Genomic DNA, 15,375 nt, shown 5'->3' on the forward strand with positions numbered 1-15,375 from the left:
GCACCGGGTCGGGCCATCACGCTAGAACCATGAATCCATGAACCTCGGTCTTTTTGATGAACTGCCCGCCACGCCCCAGGCGCCCGAATGGCTGGAGTCAGGCGCCGTGGTGCTGCGCGGCTTTGCCCTGGCGCAGGCGGCGCAGCTGCTGCAAGCCGTCGAGGCGGTGGCGGCCCGCGCACCGTTCAGGCACCTGGTCACGCCCGGCGGCAAGCGCATGTCGGTGGCCATGACGAACTGCGGGCCGCTGGGGTGGATCAGCGACCGCAGCGGCTACCGCTACGGTCCCACGGACCCGCTGACGGGCGAACGGTGGCCGCCCATGCCGGAGGTTTTCCATGCGCTGGCCCGCGAGGCCGCCGGGGCGGCGGGCTACCCCGGCTTCGCGCCCGACGCCTGCCTCATCAACCGCTACAGCCCGGGCACGCGGCTGTCACTCCACCAGGACCGCGACGAGGGCAACTACGACCACCCCATCGTGTCCGTCAGCCTGGGCATCCCGGCGGTCTTCCTGTGGGGTGGCGCGCAGCGCACGGACAAGGCCCGCCGCGTGGGGCTGCTGCATGGCGACGTGGTCGTGTGGGGGGGCCCGGCGCGCCTGCGGTTCCATGGCGTGCTGCCGCTGGCCGAGGCCGCGCATGCGCTGACGGGCGCGCAGCGCATCAACCTCACCTTTCGCCGGGCGCGCCAGGAACCTGGGCCGGTCTCTTCAGCAGGCGGCGCTGCCTAGCGCGGATACCCCGTCTGCGACGCGATGGAGGCCAGCAGGTGGTCGGCCGCCGCGCGCCCGCGCAGGCTGTCGGCCACGGTGAGCCGCTTGCCGTTGCGCAGCTCCACCTCGATGCGGTAGAAGGTCTCCTGCCGCGCCCCCGTCTGGGTGGAATAGCTTTCGGCCACCCGCAGCCGGGCGATGTCCGTGGCGGGCGCCTGGTGGTGGACCAGCATGAGCCCCAGGAGCCGCCGCTCGGTGCGGATGCCCCGGCCGTCCAGCTCCACGCTGAGGCTGTTGGCCACCGCGTAGAAGCCGCCCACCACCGCCGCCCCGCCCAGGCCGCCGAAGGCGATGAGGAAGAGCACCGGCACATCCTGGCCGCCCGCCAGCGCGGCAATGCCCACGAACACCGCCCCGGCGAGCATCCAGACGATGGTCTGCTTCCAGGCGCGCCCATACGGCAGGTACAGCCGCACCCCACCGGGAATGCGCTCCAGCTCGCTCACCGCGGCCACCTCGGCGTGGCGCATTTCCCGCAGCTGCGGATGCTGCGCCGCGTCCGCGCGCGCCCCGTGGGAAGCCGCGCCGGTGGCGTACACCGGCACGTCGAACACACGCAGGAACCTGAGCCCGGGATCGGCCGATTCCACCTGCAGCCGCCATGCGTGGTGTTCGCTGTCCACCGGCTCCGTGGCGGGCAGGCCCGCCGGCACCCGCAGGCGCAAACCCAGCTGGATGCCATCGCCCCGGGGCTCGACCTGGGCCACGCCCTGGCTCTGCCATACCGTGGTTTCGCGCGACTCGCTCTTGCCGCCAGTGCGGCTGCGGTAGTGCCGCACGCAGCTGAGCGTGACCGCGAAGTGCTGCTGCCCGGGCCGGTGCGCCACGGGCAGCGCGAGCGTGGCGCCAAAATCGCCGCCGATGGCGCCTGGAAACGGGTCCAGCACCAGCCGTACATCGCCAAAGCGCCAGGCATCCAGCGTGGCCCGCACGGCCCACACCAGCGTCGCGACAGCCGCCAGCAGCAGGGCCCCGAACACGGCCACCAGCAGGTACTGGGGGCCGTCCAGCGCCTCGTCCCGGTGGGCGATCGCGGACGGCCATGCGATCGCATTGCAGACCAGGGCAAATGTCCATGCGACCCACACCTCATAGCGCTTGTTCGACCGGATGCTGTTGCCCGCCCAGGCCGGCCGCCCCATCCAGGGCTGGGCCGATGCCTCCAGCGCCTGCGTGCCGCGCCCGGCGCGGGGGCCGCGCCATGCGCCATGGAGCATGCCCAGGCCCACGCCGCCGAACAGCACCACGAACAGCATCTTGAACAGCTGCATGCCCGGGCGCAGGCTGCGGTCCAGCACGGCCTCGTGGGGGTTCGACGGGTTCACCCAGGCCTGCACCGGCTGGCCCTCGCGCTGGGCGGCCTCCAGGCGTTCCCCCAGCTGCTCCTGGAAGTCGCCGATGTTGTCCGCGCCGGACCCAATCGCCACGCGCTGGCCTTGATAGTCCCGGCCCCTCACCTGGTAGCGGTAGCTGGCCGACACGCTGTAGGTGGTGGACTTGCTGCCACGCGAGGTCTCCAGACGCGCCGACACCAGCGTGGCCGGCACCGGCTGCCAGCCCTGCATGCGGCCCCAGTCGTACAGCGTGGGCAGCACGCCGAAAAGCAGCATGCCCACGCCCACGGCGGCAAAGGGCAGCGCGAACAGCGCCATCGCCCAGGTGCCGGACTTGCCCCCGCCCTTGCGCGCCTGGGCCTCGCGGTGCTTCTTTCTCCGGGTGTTGCTGGTGGCCATCGGTGTGCTGATGACGTGGCGCATGGCGGCCGGGGCCCTGCCCGCCACCGGCAGCGTGGCGGGCAAGGCGCGGCCGGCCACGGCGTCACGTCCTCCTCCCTGTGTTCTTGTGTGCTGGAAAAATTTGCGCCTCCCGTGCGCTGGCAGGGCCTGGACGGGGGCAGGCCTGATTCTGCGACCCGCCGCGCGCACGCGCAATGCATGTGGGGTGGTTGTCGTTTTTTGAATCTTTCAGGGCCCTGGCGTTTCATGGATATGCGCCGATAGCTACATATTCAATAGCAAAAGTACCCCTGCCCCGGCAGCCCATCGGGGCACCAGGGCGAATCGGCCTTTGCCAGAATGGCGCCATGACCACGCCCACCGCATCCCACCGCGCGCCCCGCTACTGGCTCATGAAGTCCGAGCCGGACGAGTGCTCCATCGACGACGCCCTGGCCGCCCCGGACGCCACCGTGCCCTGGACCGGGGTGCGCAACTACCAGGCGCGCAATTTCATGCGCGACGAGATGCACATCGGCGATGGCGTGCTGTTCTACCATTCCAGCTGCCCGGAACCGGGCATCGCGGGCATTGCCCGCGTGGCGTCTTCCGTGCGGCCCGACCCCACCCAGTTCGATCCGCAATCGCCCTACCACGACCCCAAATCCCCGCCGGACAAGCCGCGCTGGCTGCTGCTGGACGTGCAGGCGGTGCGCAAGACACGGCTCGTCAACCTGGCGCAGCTGCGGGCGCGCCCCGAACTGGGGGAAATGCGGGTGCTGCAGCGGGGCAACCGCCTGTCGATCACGCCGGTGGAGCCTGCCGAGTGGAGCCTGATCCTGGAGATGCTGGAGCCGCGCGCGGCGGCCCGCCACGGGTAGCGGGAAACGGCCCCGGGGCTACCCCGGCGGGGGTGGCGCGGGTACCGGCCCGTCTTGCGGCACCGGCGCCATGGGCGCCGAGCGCACGCAGTTGCGGCCGTCCGCCTTCGCGCGGTACAGCGCGGCATCCGCCCGTTCCACCAGCTGCGGCCATCCGGCCTCGCCCCGGTAGCCGCACGCCACGCCAAAGCTGGCCGTGACGCGCAGCGCGGTGTCCTCCGCCGAGGTGAAGGTTTCCCGCTCGAGCGCCTGGCGCAGCTTCTCGGCGATCACGAGGGTCCCGGCCATGTCGTCCCCCGCAACCAGCACCGCGAACTCCTCCCCGCCAAAACGGGCCACGATGTCGTTGGAGCGCAGAACCGTGCGCAGCAGCCTGGCGACCTGGATGAGCACGCGGTCGCCGGTGGGATGGCCGTGGGTGTCGTTGACGGCCTTGAAGTGGTCGATGTCCAGGAGGATGAGGCACATCGGGTCCCCCGCGCCCCTTCCGGCCCGCTGGGCCTGCGCGTGCCCGTCGAGCGCCCGGCGGTTGAGCAGCGAGGTCAGGCCGTCCGTCTCCGCCAGGCTCTTGAGCTCGTTGGCCATGGACGCCCGCTCCCTGAGCTTGCCCTGGAGCACCTCGATGGCGCGAAAGAGGCCGGTGACCTCGCCCGCGGCCGTGGGGTGCCCGTAGGGCACGGCGGGCCGGTCTTCGGCCAGCCGCAGGACTGCCGCGTGGGCATGGAGCAGCGGGCGGAAGACGCGGGCCCGCACCGAAAGAATCAGCCACACCAGGATCGCGAAGATGGCGCCCGTCACGACCGCCACCGCCGCCAGGGTGGCCAGCGCCGCATCCCTGTTGTGCTCGGACCGCTTGACCGCCGCGTCCAGGAAAACGCTGCGGTAGGTTTCAATCGGCCGCATGGTCGGCACGTAGCGCTCGGTGAACTCGGTCGCCGACATGGTGTAGCGGGCGCCCGGGCGCCCTTCGGCGATCAGCCGGTCGATCAGCGCAAAACCATCGCCGAAGTAGCCGCGTTCGATCTCTTCGCGGGTTCTTGCCAGCGTTTCATTGTCATGCAGCCCTCCGTGGGCGCCGATCACCTGCCACAGCGCCCTCAGCCGCCCCTGCGTTTGCCGGCTCTCGATGATGTTCTTGAGCGGCAGGCGCTGCCCCAGGGCGATGGGCGCCATGATCTGCGAGGCGGCCCGTCCCCCATAGTCCCGGAAGTCATTGAGCATCTGGCCGATCAGGACGGGAGAGGCCAGGCTCGCGTCGTGGTGCAGGATCTCGTTGGCCTGCCACGCGATGATCGCCTGGACTTTGTCGGACGCCTCGAACATGCCCTGGATGGCCGCATCCAGCTCGTCCGGACGCAGCGAGGCCAGGGGCACCGCCGCCACCTCGTCGACCTGGCGCCGCGCCCGGGCCAGCTGCTGCGTGACACCCTCCAGCAACGCCGGCGGCACGGGGTGGTGGTGCAGGCCCCAGCGCGGCGGCTGCGGCTGCGCCAGCGCCGCCAGCGCGGCGTCCACCCGGGACCGCAACTGTGCCAGGCGCCGGGTTCCCGCGCTGTCGGGCGCGGGCGCTTCGGACATCACGACATTCGCGGGCCCCCGCTCCGCCGCGACCAGGGTGGCGATATCGAGAACGCGCCGGAAATGCTGGATGTCGTGCAGCCCCTGCCGCGCCATCTCGAATTCGTGGAACGTCGGCACCACGATCGTCAGCGCGAGCAGCGCCGTGGCGAGGATCGCGATCGCGACATGGATCGACAGCCTCGTGTTGAAGCTGCGCTCTGGCGACACCGCGGGGCTGGCGTCCTGCGCGGTGTCCGCCGCGTCCATGGCGCCCGCCGCGCCCTCTCCTTCTTCTTTTTTCTCTGTGGAAAACAGTGGAAAGAACAGCTTGAACCTCCTGGAGCCCCGAAATTGCACCCATTGCGCGCAGCGGCATGCCGCCCGGCTGCCAGACTAGGTTACCACCTGCAACCAGAGGCCCAGGGGGGTGATACCCGCAGTGCCCCGCCCCACGGCATGCCGGGCGCCGGTAGGAACGTGCTGACGGGCGCCTGCTTTCCCGTCCGACATCCGGCGGGCCGGCCGGCGCGCAGTGTGGTCCCTTTCACCACCACCTAGGAGCACGACATGCGCACGGCAAGCAATGAGCTCATGCAGCTGGAAAGGAAATTCTGGCAATCGATGGTCGACGAGGACACGGACACCGCCCTCGCCATGCTCGATGAACCGGCACTGATGGTCAGTAGCCACGGCGCCATGCAGTTTGACCACGCCACCTACCGGCGGATGGCGGAACAGGGCCCGATGGTGATCAAGTCCTTCGAGCTGAGCAACATGAACGTGCTGTTCCCCGACGACAACACGGCCGTCCTGACCTACCACGCGCGGCAGGCCCTCACGCCCCGTGGAAAGTCGGAAGAAATCAATCAGGAAATGACGGATTCGTCCGTCTGGACGCGCAAGGACGGCGAGTGGCGCTGCGTGATGCACACGGAAACGCCGGTAGAGGCTCAAAAGCACTGACCTCGCGCCCTACTGCAGGCTGGGAGAAAAACGGCCCAGAACAATCCATCGCCAGCGGGAAAGGCCGTCCTGCACGGCGCCCGATGCTCACAGGTCCGGCGCCGCGTACACCAGCACCTTGAGGGCGCGTTCCGGGTCCACGTCCGCAAATGCCGCCGGGTTGTCCACCCTCTCCACGAACGACAGCCCGGGCGCCTGCGCCTGCATCTGCTCCCGCAGGAATCCCTCGCCCAGCTCCGGCGCGTTCAGGCACAGCAGCGCGTGTCCGCCGGGCGCCAGCAGGTCCGGCAGGCGGCGCATGAGGCGGGCATAGTCCTTCGTGGCCACGAAGCTGCCCTTCTGGTAGCTCGGCGGGTCCACGATGACCAGGCCATACGGCCCGCTGCGGGTGATCTTGCCCCAGCTGCTGAAGATGTCGTGCGCCAGAAAGCTCGCGCCCGTGGCGATGCCGTTGAGCTGGTGGTTCTGCTGGCCCACCGCGATGGCGCCATGGCTCATGTCCACGTTGACCACCTGCCGCGCGCCCGCCTGCAGCGCCACGACCGAGAACGCACAGGTGTAGGCAAAGAGGTTGAGCACCTTCAGGCCGTAGCGGTCCGCGCCGCGCGCGGCGGCAAAGTCGCGCACCCAGCGGCGGCCGCCGGCCATGTCCAGGAACAGGCCGTGGTTCTGCCCGCGCAGCACGTGCACGCGAAAACGTGCGCCGGCCTCGGTGACCGCATGCGGGTCGGGCACGGCGCCCGCCATGAGGCGGGTATCGCTGCGGCCCTCGGCGCGCAGCGCCTCGCCCCGGTGCTGGAACACCCAGTTCAGCGGCTGGCCATCCGGCGCGATCAGCGACCACCGCGCCTGCAGCGCGGCGCCAATGGCGTCGAGCGCTTCCTCGGAGGCCGGGGCAAAGCTGGTGAGTACAAAAACGGGCGGGTACACATCGAGCACCCATTGCTCGCAGCCCGGGTGCAGCCCGCCCCGGCCGTGGAAGATGCGCTGGGCATCGGTGGGCAGGGGCATCGCGGCGATGGCGTCGAGCAGGGCTTGCATGGAGAAAAAAGGCTTCAATGAACGGAAATCAGGAGAAAACGGCCGCATGCGCTGGTGCACTCATGCCGCACAGCTATTATTTCAATAGCAACCATGGATTATCGCCTGTGGCCCGGCGCGGGCGGGCTGCGGCCGGGTGGCTTGTGCACCCGCCGTGCCGGCCTGTCAGGCTTCTCCTGCGCTGTCGGCCCCGGGCGGGGCCTGCCGCGCCAGCCACTGCTTGCGCGAAGTGCGCAGCTTGAAGCGCTGGCGGTAGGCCCCCGGCGTCACCCCGCACACGCGGGCGAACACCTTGCGAAAGCTGCCCGTGTCGCTGTAGCCGCATTGCTGCGCCACATCTTCCACGGTCAGGTAGGTGGTCTGCAGCAACGCCTGCGCCTGGGCGATGCGCAGGCGGTGCAGGTAGTCCTGGGGGCTTTCGCCATGCACCTGGGCAAACCAGCGCAGCAAGGTGCGCGGACTGGTGGCAGCGGCGCGGGCCGTGGCCTGCAGGCTGTAGGGTTCGTTGCGGTGGGCCTGCAGCCAGCGCCGCGCCAGCTCCAGGGCGCCCGCGGCCAGCGGATGGCCGGTGGGGGTTTCCATGGCGGCGGTGGCCGTCAGCTGCCGCTCCCGGTCGAACAGCAGCGCGTGCATTGCCGCCTGCGCCAGTTCGGCGGCGGGCGTGTGGCCGAGCAGGTCCAGCACGGCTGGGAGGGTGTCCTGCAGGGATGCCGTGGTCCACAGGGCGCCATCGCGTTGCCAGGCCTGCTCCCGCTGCCACACCACGTCGGCAGGAGGCGCCCCATCGGCGGCACCTGGCCCGCTCTCGCTGGACTGCAGCACGATGGACGGCGCGAACACCCACGGCAGCGCCGCCTTGCGCCCCGCCAGCAACCCGCAGTGGGCCAGCAGGCTGGAGCCGTTGAACAGCGCCAGGGCCCTGCCGCCCCCGCGCAGGTGGCTGTGCAGCATGGCGCCGAAGTGCTGGCTGTAGCGGCTGCTGACCTCGCGCAACTGGGGCCCCGTGGGCACCAGCCAGCCGGGGATGACGACCACGTGCAGAGGGCCTTGCCAGCCATCGCCCCCTGCTGGCACGGGGGCCGGGGTGGCATCGCCCTCATGCGGCATCGGCAGCCAGAACCAGCGCAGCGCGGGCTGCGCGCCACCGGGCCGCATGGCGGCCAGCATGTTCATGGCACGCAGGGCGTCCACCACCGCGGTGGCCGTGCTGGCAATGCTGTCGCGCCCCCAGAGGATGCCCACATTCACGCAGGACGAAAGGACGGTGGTGCGGGTGGACATGGTGGCGATATTGCCACCATTCGTGGCCAAACCACCACCCCGTTGAGGTGTTACCGGGCAGTAGCATGGTTGCGCGACCACAGCACCCCGCCGGCGATGCGAACCGCCCGCGGTCCAACACCCAGGAGACCTGAACCCATGCGACAGACCCCAGCCACCGCCGGCCAGACGACGGCATTGACCACCCTCGCCGCTGCCTGCGCCGCCCTTTTTCTGGCGGGTTGCGCCATCCAGCCCGGCGCGGCGGGCAGCGACCGCGGCGTGACCATCGAGCGCACCACCTACGGCATTCCGCACATCACCGCGCAGGACCCCGAATCGCTGGCCTACGGCGTGGCCTATGCCTATGCGCAGGACAACGTCTGCATGACGGCCGACCAGCTCGTGACCGCGCGCGGCCAGCGCAGCAGCACCTTCGGCGGCCAGGCCATCGGCCTGGTGGGGCGCCGCTACATTCCCAACGAACAGATCGACCTGTTCATGGCCGCCCACATGGACGACGCCGCGCTGGAGCGCCACTGGGCGGCCACGAGCCCGCAGGTGCAGGCCATGGCGCGCGGCTACGTGGCGGGCTACAACCGCTACCTGGCCGACAACGCCGCCGCGCTGCCCGATGCCTGCCGCGGCAAGCCCTGGGTGCAGCCCATGACGCTGGCGCAGTACCGCCGCATGGCCGAAGTGGTGGCCGTGCAGGCCGGTATCGCCGCGCTGGCCGACGGCATGCTGGGCGCCCAGCCGCCCGCCGCCAAGGCCGCGCAGGCCCCCGCCCCTGGCGTGGAGCTGGCCGACGCCGCCCAGGCCCTGCGCGACGTGGGCCTGCTCGACTCGCCCCTGGGCTCCAACGCCTGGGCTTTTGGCAAGGACGTGACGGCCAACGGCAGCGGCATGCTGCTGGGCAATCCGCACTTTCCGTGGAGCGGCCCCAACCGCTTCTATGAAATGCACCTCACCATCCCCGGCCAGATGGATGTGATGGGCGTGGGCATCGGCACCTACCCCATGGTCTCCATCGGCTTCAACAAAGATGTCGCCTGGTCGCACACGGTGTCCACCGGCAAGCGTTTCACGTTCTACGAAGTGACGCTGGCCGAGGGCGATCCCACGACCTACCTGGTGGACGGCAAGCCGGAGAAGATGACGGCCCGCAAGGTCAGCGCCCAGGTTCCCGGCCCGGACGGCAAGCTCCAGGCGCGCGAGCACACCGTGTGGTCCACCCGCTGGGGCCCGCTGGTGGTGGTGCCCCGCGCCGGCCTGACCTGGAACGCCAGGACCGCCTACGCCCTGCGCGACGCCAACACCGGCAACACCCGCATGATGGACGCGGCCCTGGCCTTTGCGCGCGCCCGCTCGGTGCAGGACCTTCACAAGGCGCACGCCAACCTGGGCCTGCCCTGGGTGAACACCCTGGCGGCCGACCGCAGCGGACAGGCCATGTACGCCGACGTGAGCGTGGTGCCGGACATGGACGCCGCGCAGCTCGCGCGCTGCGCCCCCAGCCAGCCCGCCGCCGCGCTGCGGGCCGCCGCAGGCCTGGTGGTGCTGAACGGATCGCGCGCCGACTGCGACTGGCACCGCGACAGCGCATCGCCCGTCCCGGGCCTGATCCCCATCGGCCGCATGCCCGTGGCCTTCCGCACGGACTGGGTGCACAACAGCAACGACAGCTTTGTCTACACCCACCCGGGGCAGAAGTTCGACGGCATCTCGCCCATGGTGGGCGACGCCAGCCTCACGCGGCCCCGCACGCGCGCCGGCCTCGCGGAAATCCCCGAGATGCTCGGCCGCGGCAAGGTCACGCTGCAGGCCATCCAGGACCAGCTGTTCCAGAACCGCAACTTCATGGCCCAGGTGGTGGTGCCCGACCTGCTGGCCGCCTGCGACAAGGCGCCCTCGGCAGAGTCGCGCGGCGGCTGCGCCGCCCTGAAGGGCTGGGACCGCCGCAACAACCTGGACGCGCGCGGCGCCCATGTGTTCCGCGAGTTCTGGCGCACCGCGCGCAACATCCCCGGCGTGCACCGCGTGCCGTTCGATCCGGCACAACCCGTGGCCACGCCCGCCGGCCTGAAGATGGACGACGCCGCCACCGCCGCCAAGGTGTGGGAAGCCCTGGACGGCGCCGTGAAGACCGTCCGCGCGAGCGGCTTTGCGCTGGACGCCACCCTGGGCAGCGTGCAGCGCCCGGACATCACCGAAGAGCCCATCGCGCTGCATGGCGGCGAGGAGTTCGAAGGCGTGCTCAACAACCTGGGCCGCCAGGAACCCGCGCCGCTCAATGCGCGTGGCCTGCGCATCGACTACGGCACCAGCTACGTGCAGACGGTGACCTTCGACGCCAAAGGCCCGGTGGCCCAGGCCATCCTGACCTACGGCCAGTCCACCAACCCGGCATCGCCACACGCCAACGACCAGATGCGCCTGTTCTCTGCCAAACAGTGGCACACCCTGCCCTTCCACCGCGAGGACGTGGTGAAGGCGCGCATCGGCGAGCCGCTGCGGCTGGTGAGGCACTGAGCCTGTTCGAGGTTTTCTAGAGGTCGCGCAAGCGCCTGGCCGCAATGGGATGCCAGGCGAGGCGCGCCGCCCGGATAGCCCGCACCGAGCCCGCCGACAGCCCGGCTACTGGCAAGCGACGGAACGCCGCAACGCCGCAAGCCGCCCGGCAAGGCGCTTGCCCGAAGGCTGGAATGTCATCGGGCGATTGCACGCCAATGCGATCCCCGAAAAGACCTGGAACGGGTTCCGAGCCGCCGGCTCCGTAAATGCCATTACAGTCATTGCCGGAGCCCACTGCCGGGCCTGCGCACTCTTGATTGAAAGGAATTGCATGCTGTCCATCCTCGGAACCATCATCGTCGGCTTCATCGTCGGGCTGATCGCGCGCGCCGTGAAACCCGGCGACGACAAGCTGGGCTTGATCATGACCACCGTGCTGGGCGTTGCCGGGTCGCTGGCGGCAAGCTATGTGGGCAGCGCCATGGGCTGGTACGCACCCGGCGCGCCCGCCGGATGGATCGCGTCGGTGGCCGGTGCCATCGTGCTGCTGGTGATCTACGGGCTGGTCAAGAAGAAGGCCTAGCCACCGCGCCCGCTGGTGCACAGGTTTGAAGAAAATCGGCCTCCAGCGCCCATGGGTAAAGCGCAAGCAGCTATCTAAACAGTAGCAAATTGCTGCTGCAGCGCCACATGCTGCAGCAGCATGATCGTCTTTCCGTCCTGGATGGCGCCCCCGGCGATGCCCGCCAGGGCCTCGGCCAGCGGCATCTCGATGACCTCGATGTCCTCGCCCTCGTTCACCAGGCCGCCTCCAGCCCGCACGCGGTCCTGCGGCTCGTACTCGGCAATGAAGAAGTGCAGCTTCTCGGTGACCGAACCCGGGCTCATGTACGCCTCGAACACCTTGCGCGGCTGGCGCACGCGGTAGCCGGTTTCCTCCTGCGCCTCGCGGCGGATGCAGGTCTCGGGGTCGTCCCCGTCAAGCAGCCCGGCGCAGGCCTCGACCAGCAATCCGTCCGCGCACCCATTGAGGAAGGCCGGCAGCCGGAACTGGCGCGTGAGCACCACCGTGCCCCTGCGCGGGTCGAGCAGCAGCAGCGCCGCGCCGTTGCCCCGGTCGTAGGCCTCGCGGCTCAGCGTCTGCCACTGGCCGTCGCGCCGGCGCAGCGAAAAACTGACCTTGCGCAGCACGTACCAGTTGTCGGACAGCAGTTGCACGTCCAGCAGCTTCACGTGCTCCGCGCCGGCATTGAGCTCGGCGATGGGCACGGCGGGCACCGGGCGGCTCATGCGGCATGCCCCCGCGCGCCAGCCTGGCGCCGGGGCAGCTCGTCCACGTGGTGGAACACGGGCAGCCCGCGCGCCCGGGCCCGCGCCACGTCCATGTCCGCGCCGCGCGACGCGCCGGGCAGGCGCAGCACGGCATCGCAGCGCGCCAGCAGCCGCTCTGCCACGGGGTACTGGTAGGCATGGAAGACGGCATCGCCCGGCTCGCGCCCGCCCGCCGCATGGATGATGGGCAATGCCAGCCACTCGCCCAGCAGGGGCAGATGGCCGCGCGCGTAGATCGGCAGCGCGGCCGCCTCCAGGCGGGCCCGGTTGGCGGCGATGCGGTCCGCGTCGCCGTCGGTGCCAGAGAGGTACGGGCCGGCGATCAGCACCAGCAGCGGAAAGTCAGTGTCGGAAGGGGCGGGCATGGTTTTGCAATATTCAATACGTGCAATATCATGCACAAACATGCAAATTCACGCAACCCATCCATGCTGACCACACAACGCAAGCAACTCCTGCTCGACCGCCTTCGGCGGGATGGACAGATCGTGGCCAAGGCCTTCAGCGAAGAGCTGGGCATTTCGGAAGACACCGTGCGGCGCGACCTGCGCGAACTGGCCGCCGAGGGCCTGCTGCAGCGCGTGCATGGCGGCGCCCTGCCCGCCTCGGCCGCCGTGGGCAGCCTGCAGGCCCGTGAGCAGCTGGCCCCTGAAGACAAACGCGCCCTGGGCCGTGCCGGGGCGGCCCTGGTGCGGCCTGGCCAGGTGGTGATCCTCGACGGTGGCACCACCTCGCTGCAGGTGGTGTTGCACCTGCCGCTGGCGCTGCGCGCCACCGTGGTCACGCACAGCCCCGCCGTGGCCGTGGCATTGGCTGGACACCTGCAGATCGAGGTACTGGTGCTGGGCGGCCGCCTCTTCCGCCACTCGATGGTGAACGTGGGCGCCAGCGTGGTCGAGGCCGCCGCGCAGCTGCGCGCGGACCTGTACCTGATGGGCGTGACCGGCGTGCATGCCGAAGCGGGCCTGACCACGGGCGATTTCGAGGAGGCCGCCGTGAAACGCGCCCTGCACCAGCGCGCGGCCGAAACCGTGGTGCTGGCATCCGCCGACAAGCTGGGCGCGGCATCGCCCTTCACGATTGCGCCCCTCGGCGAACTGGCGGCCCTGGTGGTGCCCGCGTCCACGCCCGCCGCACTGCGCAGAAAGCTGCAGGCCGGTGGCGTCACGGTGACCACCGCAGCCGCCGCCTGATCTGATCAGCCCAAGGGCCCCGCGCCCAGGCGCAGGTGCGCCACCAGCGCCTGGGCAAAACCCGACAGCACCGCCCCCTTGCGCACACAGATCTGCAGGTCGCGCTGAGCCCAGGGCTCGTCCATCTCCACCACCACCGGCGGCTCGCTCAGCCCCGCCACCTGCAAGGCCGCGCCGCGCGGCACCAGCCCGATGCCCACGCCCGCCCCGACCATGCGGCACACCGCCTCGAAGCTGCGCACCTGGATGCGCACGTCCAGGTGCCGGCCCAGCTCGGCGGCGGCATTCATCGTGAAGGTGTGGATGGCCGAGCCAGCGTGCAGCATGACAAACGCGTGGTCGAGCACCTCGGCGAACCCCACCTTCGCCCGCCCGGCCAGCACATGGCCCGCCGGCACAATGAGCACCAGGCGGTCCTGCCGGTACGGGGCCAGCTCCACCCCCGCGCCCGAGCCGCTGTCGGCCAGCACGCCCACCTCGATCTCGCCGCTGGCCACCGCCACCACGATGTCCGCGCTGGTGCGCTCCTCCAGGCTCACGCTCAGCTGCGGATGCCGCTTCAGGAAACCCGCCAGGTCGTCGGGCAGGAAGGTGTGCGTGGCATGCGTGTTGGCCCACAGGCTCACGTGGCCGCGGATGCCGGTGGCAAACGGCGAGAGGTTGGCATGCATCTGCTCGATGCTGGCCAGCACCTGGCGGGCATTGCGCAGCAGCGCCTCGCCCGCACGGGTGAGCACGAGGCCCCGGGTCTGGCGCTCGAAGAGCGCGGTGTTCAGCGCCTCCTCCAGGCGCCGCAGCCGGTGGCTGGCCGACGAAGGCGCCAGACAGGCGCGCGCGGCGCCGCGCGTGAGGTTGCGCTCTTCGGCAATGGCGACAAAAAGGCGCAGATCGATCAGGTCATAGGTCAATGGAGGCCCCTTGGCATTCGTCCACAACGAACGGACGGTTGCGGCAATAACAATTGTGCCCGCCGCGCCCGGCAGGCACCATCGGGCGCATCGATCTTTCTGGGCCCGCCTTTGAGCCTGCATGGCGTTCGCATTTTTTACATGCCCTGACCACTTGCAGCGCGCCCTTTCCCCCCCGCGCCCCCACCATCTGCCCGCATCCCATGCCCTGGAAACACTGGTCCGCCGAACGCCTCGGCCTCATCCTCGCCATCCTGGCCGCGCTGGGCTTCTCCTTCAAAGCCATCTTCGTGAAGCTGGCCTATGCCGTGCCCCAGGCCGTCCCTGTGGACTCCGTCACCCTGCTGTGCCTGCGCATGGCGTTTTCCGTGCCCGTGTTCGCCTGGGTGGGCTGGCGCGCCAGCCGCAACCTGGCCCCGCTCACCCGGCGCGACGGGCTGCTGGTGATTGCGCTGGGCCTGCTGGGCTACTACGGCGCGAGCATCCTCGACTTCATCGGCCTGCAGTACATCACCGCCAGCCTGGAGCGGCTGATCCTGTTCACCTACCCCACGCTCACCATCCTGATCGGCGTGCTGTTCATGGGCAAGCGGGCATCGCGCCGCGAGATGGGGGCGCTGCTGCTGTCCTACGCGGGCATCGGCCTGGCCTTCGCGCACGACTTGCACATTGCGGGCGACACGCACGCCGTGCTCATCGGCGCGGGCTTCGTGTTCGGCTCGGCCGTCTCGTATGCGTTCTACCAGGCGGGCAGCGAGCCCGCCATCCGGCGCCTGGGCGCGGCACGCTTCACTGCGCTGGCGATGCTGGTCTCCACGGTCGCCACGCTGGCGCATTTCATCGTGTCCCAGCCCGCGGGCTCCCTGGTGCAGCCTGCCCCGGTCTACCTGCACGCGCTGGGCATGGCCATTTTCTCGACCGTGCTGCCGGTATTCATGACCTCGGCGGCCATCCGCCGCATCGGCGCAGCCCAAACCGCGCTGGTGGGCACGCTGGGCCCCATCCTCACAATCTTCTTCGGTTGCTGGCTGCTGGACGAGCCGCTGTCCTGGCCGCAGACGGCGGGTGCTGCGCTGGTGCTGGCGGGGGTGTTGCTGATCAGCAAGCGGGGCAGCATGGCGGCGCCCCGCACGCCGGACGGAGCGACGTCGACCGCATCCGCTGAACCCAACGCGAGATCGACCTGACCCCGCGCGGCGGTGGACGCCAAACGAGGGGCGAGATCCTCCCGCCAGT

General features: G+C 70.2%; 14 protein-coding genes. 7 read left to right on the plus strand and 7 right to left on the minus strand.

The window, feature by feature from the left end; genetic code table 11:
* The first annotated feature begins 37 nt into the window (after positions 1–37).
* A complete protein-coding gene (alkB, locus tag AC1RCS_RS09990; RefSeq protein WP_369642425.1) occupies positions 38–730 on the plus strand; it encodes a DNA oxidative demethylase AlkB in 693 nt (230 codons plus the stop codon).
* Here alkB and AC1RCS_RS09995 read toward each other — a convergent pair.
* On the minus strand, positions 727–2,586 hold the full coding sequence (locus AC1RCS_RS09995; protein WP_492244932.1) for a DUF3592 domain-containing protein: 1,860 nt from the start codon (positions 2,584–2,586) through the stop codon (positions 727–729). The two genes, alkB and AC1RCS_RS09995, sit on opposite strands and share 4 nt — an antisense overlap.
* Positions 2,587–2,855: 269 nt before the next feature.
* Here AC1RCS_RS09995 and AC1RCS_RS10000 point away from each other — a divergent pair, with 269 nt between their 5' ends.
* The gene (locus AC1RCS_RS10000) at positions 2,856–3,368 is read left to right on the plus strand and encodes an EVE domain-containing protein (protein WP_218295072.1); all 513 of its coding nucleotides are present in this window, start codon (positions 2,856–2,858) and stop codon (positions 3,366–3,368) included.
* A gap of 18 nt (positions 3,369–3,386) precedes the next feature.
* On the opposite strand, the gene AC1RCS_RS10005 is transcribed toward AC1RCS_RS10000, so the two are convergent.
* Positions 3,387–5,195, minus strand: a complete 1,809-nt coding sequence (locus tag AC1RCS_RS10005; protein ID WP_492244933.1) for a GGDEF domain-containing protein — start codon at positions 5,193–5,195, stop codon at positions 3,387–3,389.
* A gap of 300 nt (positions 5,196–5,495) precedes the next feature.
* Here AC1RCS_RS10005 and AC1RCS_RS10010 point away from each other — a divergent pair, with 300 nt between their 5' ends.
* The gene (locus tag AC1RCS_RS10010) at positions 5,496–5,891 is read left to right on the plus strand and encodes a nuclear transport factor 2 family protein (RefSeq protein WP_492244934.1); all 396 of its coding nucleotides are present in this window, start codon (positions 5,496–5,498) and stop codon (positions 5,889–5,891) included.
* Between the two features lie 87 nt (positions 5,892–5,978).
* On the opposite strand, the gene AC1RCS_RS10015 is transcribed toward AC1RCS_RS10010, so the two are convergent.
* Positions 5,979–6,932: a class I SAM-dependent methyltransferase gene (locus AC1RCS_RS10015; RefSeq protein ID WP_492244935.1), complete on the minus strand. Its 954-nt coding sequence runs from the start codon at positions 6,930–6,932 to the stop codon at positions 5,979–5,981.
* Positions 6,933–7,097: 165 nt separating this feature from the next.
* On the minus strand, positions 7,098–8,213 hold the full coding sequence (locus AC1RCS_RS10020; protein WP_492244936.1) for a helix-turn-helix domain-containing protein: 1,116 nt from the start codon (positions 8,211–8,213) through the stop codon (positions 7,098–7,100).
* A 138-nt stretch (positions 8,214–8,351) separates the two neighbouring features.
* Here AC1RCS_RS10020 and AC1RCS_RS10025 point away from each other — a divergent pair, with 138 nt between their 5' ends.
* The gene (locus AC1RCS_RS10025; protein ID WP_492244937.1) at positions 8,352–10,724 is read left to right on the plus strand and encodes a penicillin acylase family protein; all 2,373 of its coding nucleotides are present in this window, start codon (positions 8,352–8,354) and stop codon (positions 10,722–10,724) included.
* Positions 10,725–11,037: 313 nt separating this feature from the next.
* Positions 11,038–11,289 (plus strand): GlsB/YeaQ/YmgE family stress response membrane protein, encoded by a 252-nt coding sequence (locus AC1RCS_RS10030; protein ID WP_218338630.1) that lies wholly within the window; start codon positions 11,038–11,040, stop codon positions 11,287–11,289.
* Between the two features lie 74 nt (positions 11,290–11,363).
* Here the strand turns inward: AC1RCS_RS10030 and AC1RCS_RS10035 are convergent, their stop codons facing one another.
* Both AC1RCS_RS10035 and AC1RCS_RS10040 read right to left on the minus strand, forming a co-directional pair.
* Positions 11,364–11,996: an NUDIX domain-containing protein gene (locus AC1RCS_RS10035; RefSeq protein WP_492244938.1), complete on the minus strand. Its 633-nt coding sequence runs from the start codon at positions 11,994–11,996 to the stop codon at positions 11,364–11,366.
* On the minus strand, positions 11,993–12,403 hold the full coding sequence (locus AC1RCS_RS10040) for a DUF4406 domain-containing protein (RefSeq protein ID WP_218338632.1): 411 nt from the start codon (positions 12,401–12,403) through the stop codon (positions 11,993–11,995). The genes AC1RCS_RS10035 and AC1RCS_RS10040 overlap by 4 nt, the downstream gene beginning before the upstream one ends.
* A 63-nt stretch (positions 12,404–12,466) precedes the next feature.
* On the opposite strand from AC1RCS_RS10040, the gene AC1RCS_RS10045 reads away from it, so the two are divergent.
* Complete coding sequence (locus AC1RCS_RS10045; RefSeq protein WP_492244939.1) at positions 12,467–13,231, plus strand: DeoR/GlpR family DNA-binding transcription regulator; 765 nt, start codon at positions 12,467–12,469, stop codon at positions 13,229–13,231.
* A 5-nt stretch (positions 13,232–13,236) separates the two neighbouring features.
* Here AC1RCS_RS10045 and AC1RCS_RS10050 read toward each other — a convergent pair whose 3' ends face one another.
* Positions 13,237–14,139 (minus strand): LysR family transcriptional regulator, encoded by a 903-nt coding sequence (locus AC1RCS_RS10050; protein ID WP_218295085.1) that lies wholly within the window; start codon positions 14,137–14,139, stop codon positions 13,237–13,239.
* A gap of 203 nt (positions 14,140–14,342) precedes the next feature.
* Here AC1RCS_RS10050 and AC1RCS_RS10055 point away from each other — a divergent pair, with 203 nt between their 5' ends.
* Entirely contained in the window at positions 14,343–15,326 is a 984-nt protein-coding gene (locus AC1RCS_RS10055) for a DMT family transporter (RefSeq protein WP_492244940.1), read from the plus strand.
* Positions 15,327–15,375: the final 49 nt, after the last annotated feature.

Source organism: Acidovorax sp. GW823-FHT01C06, assembly GCF_058798375.1.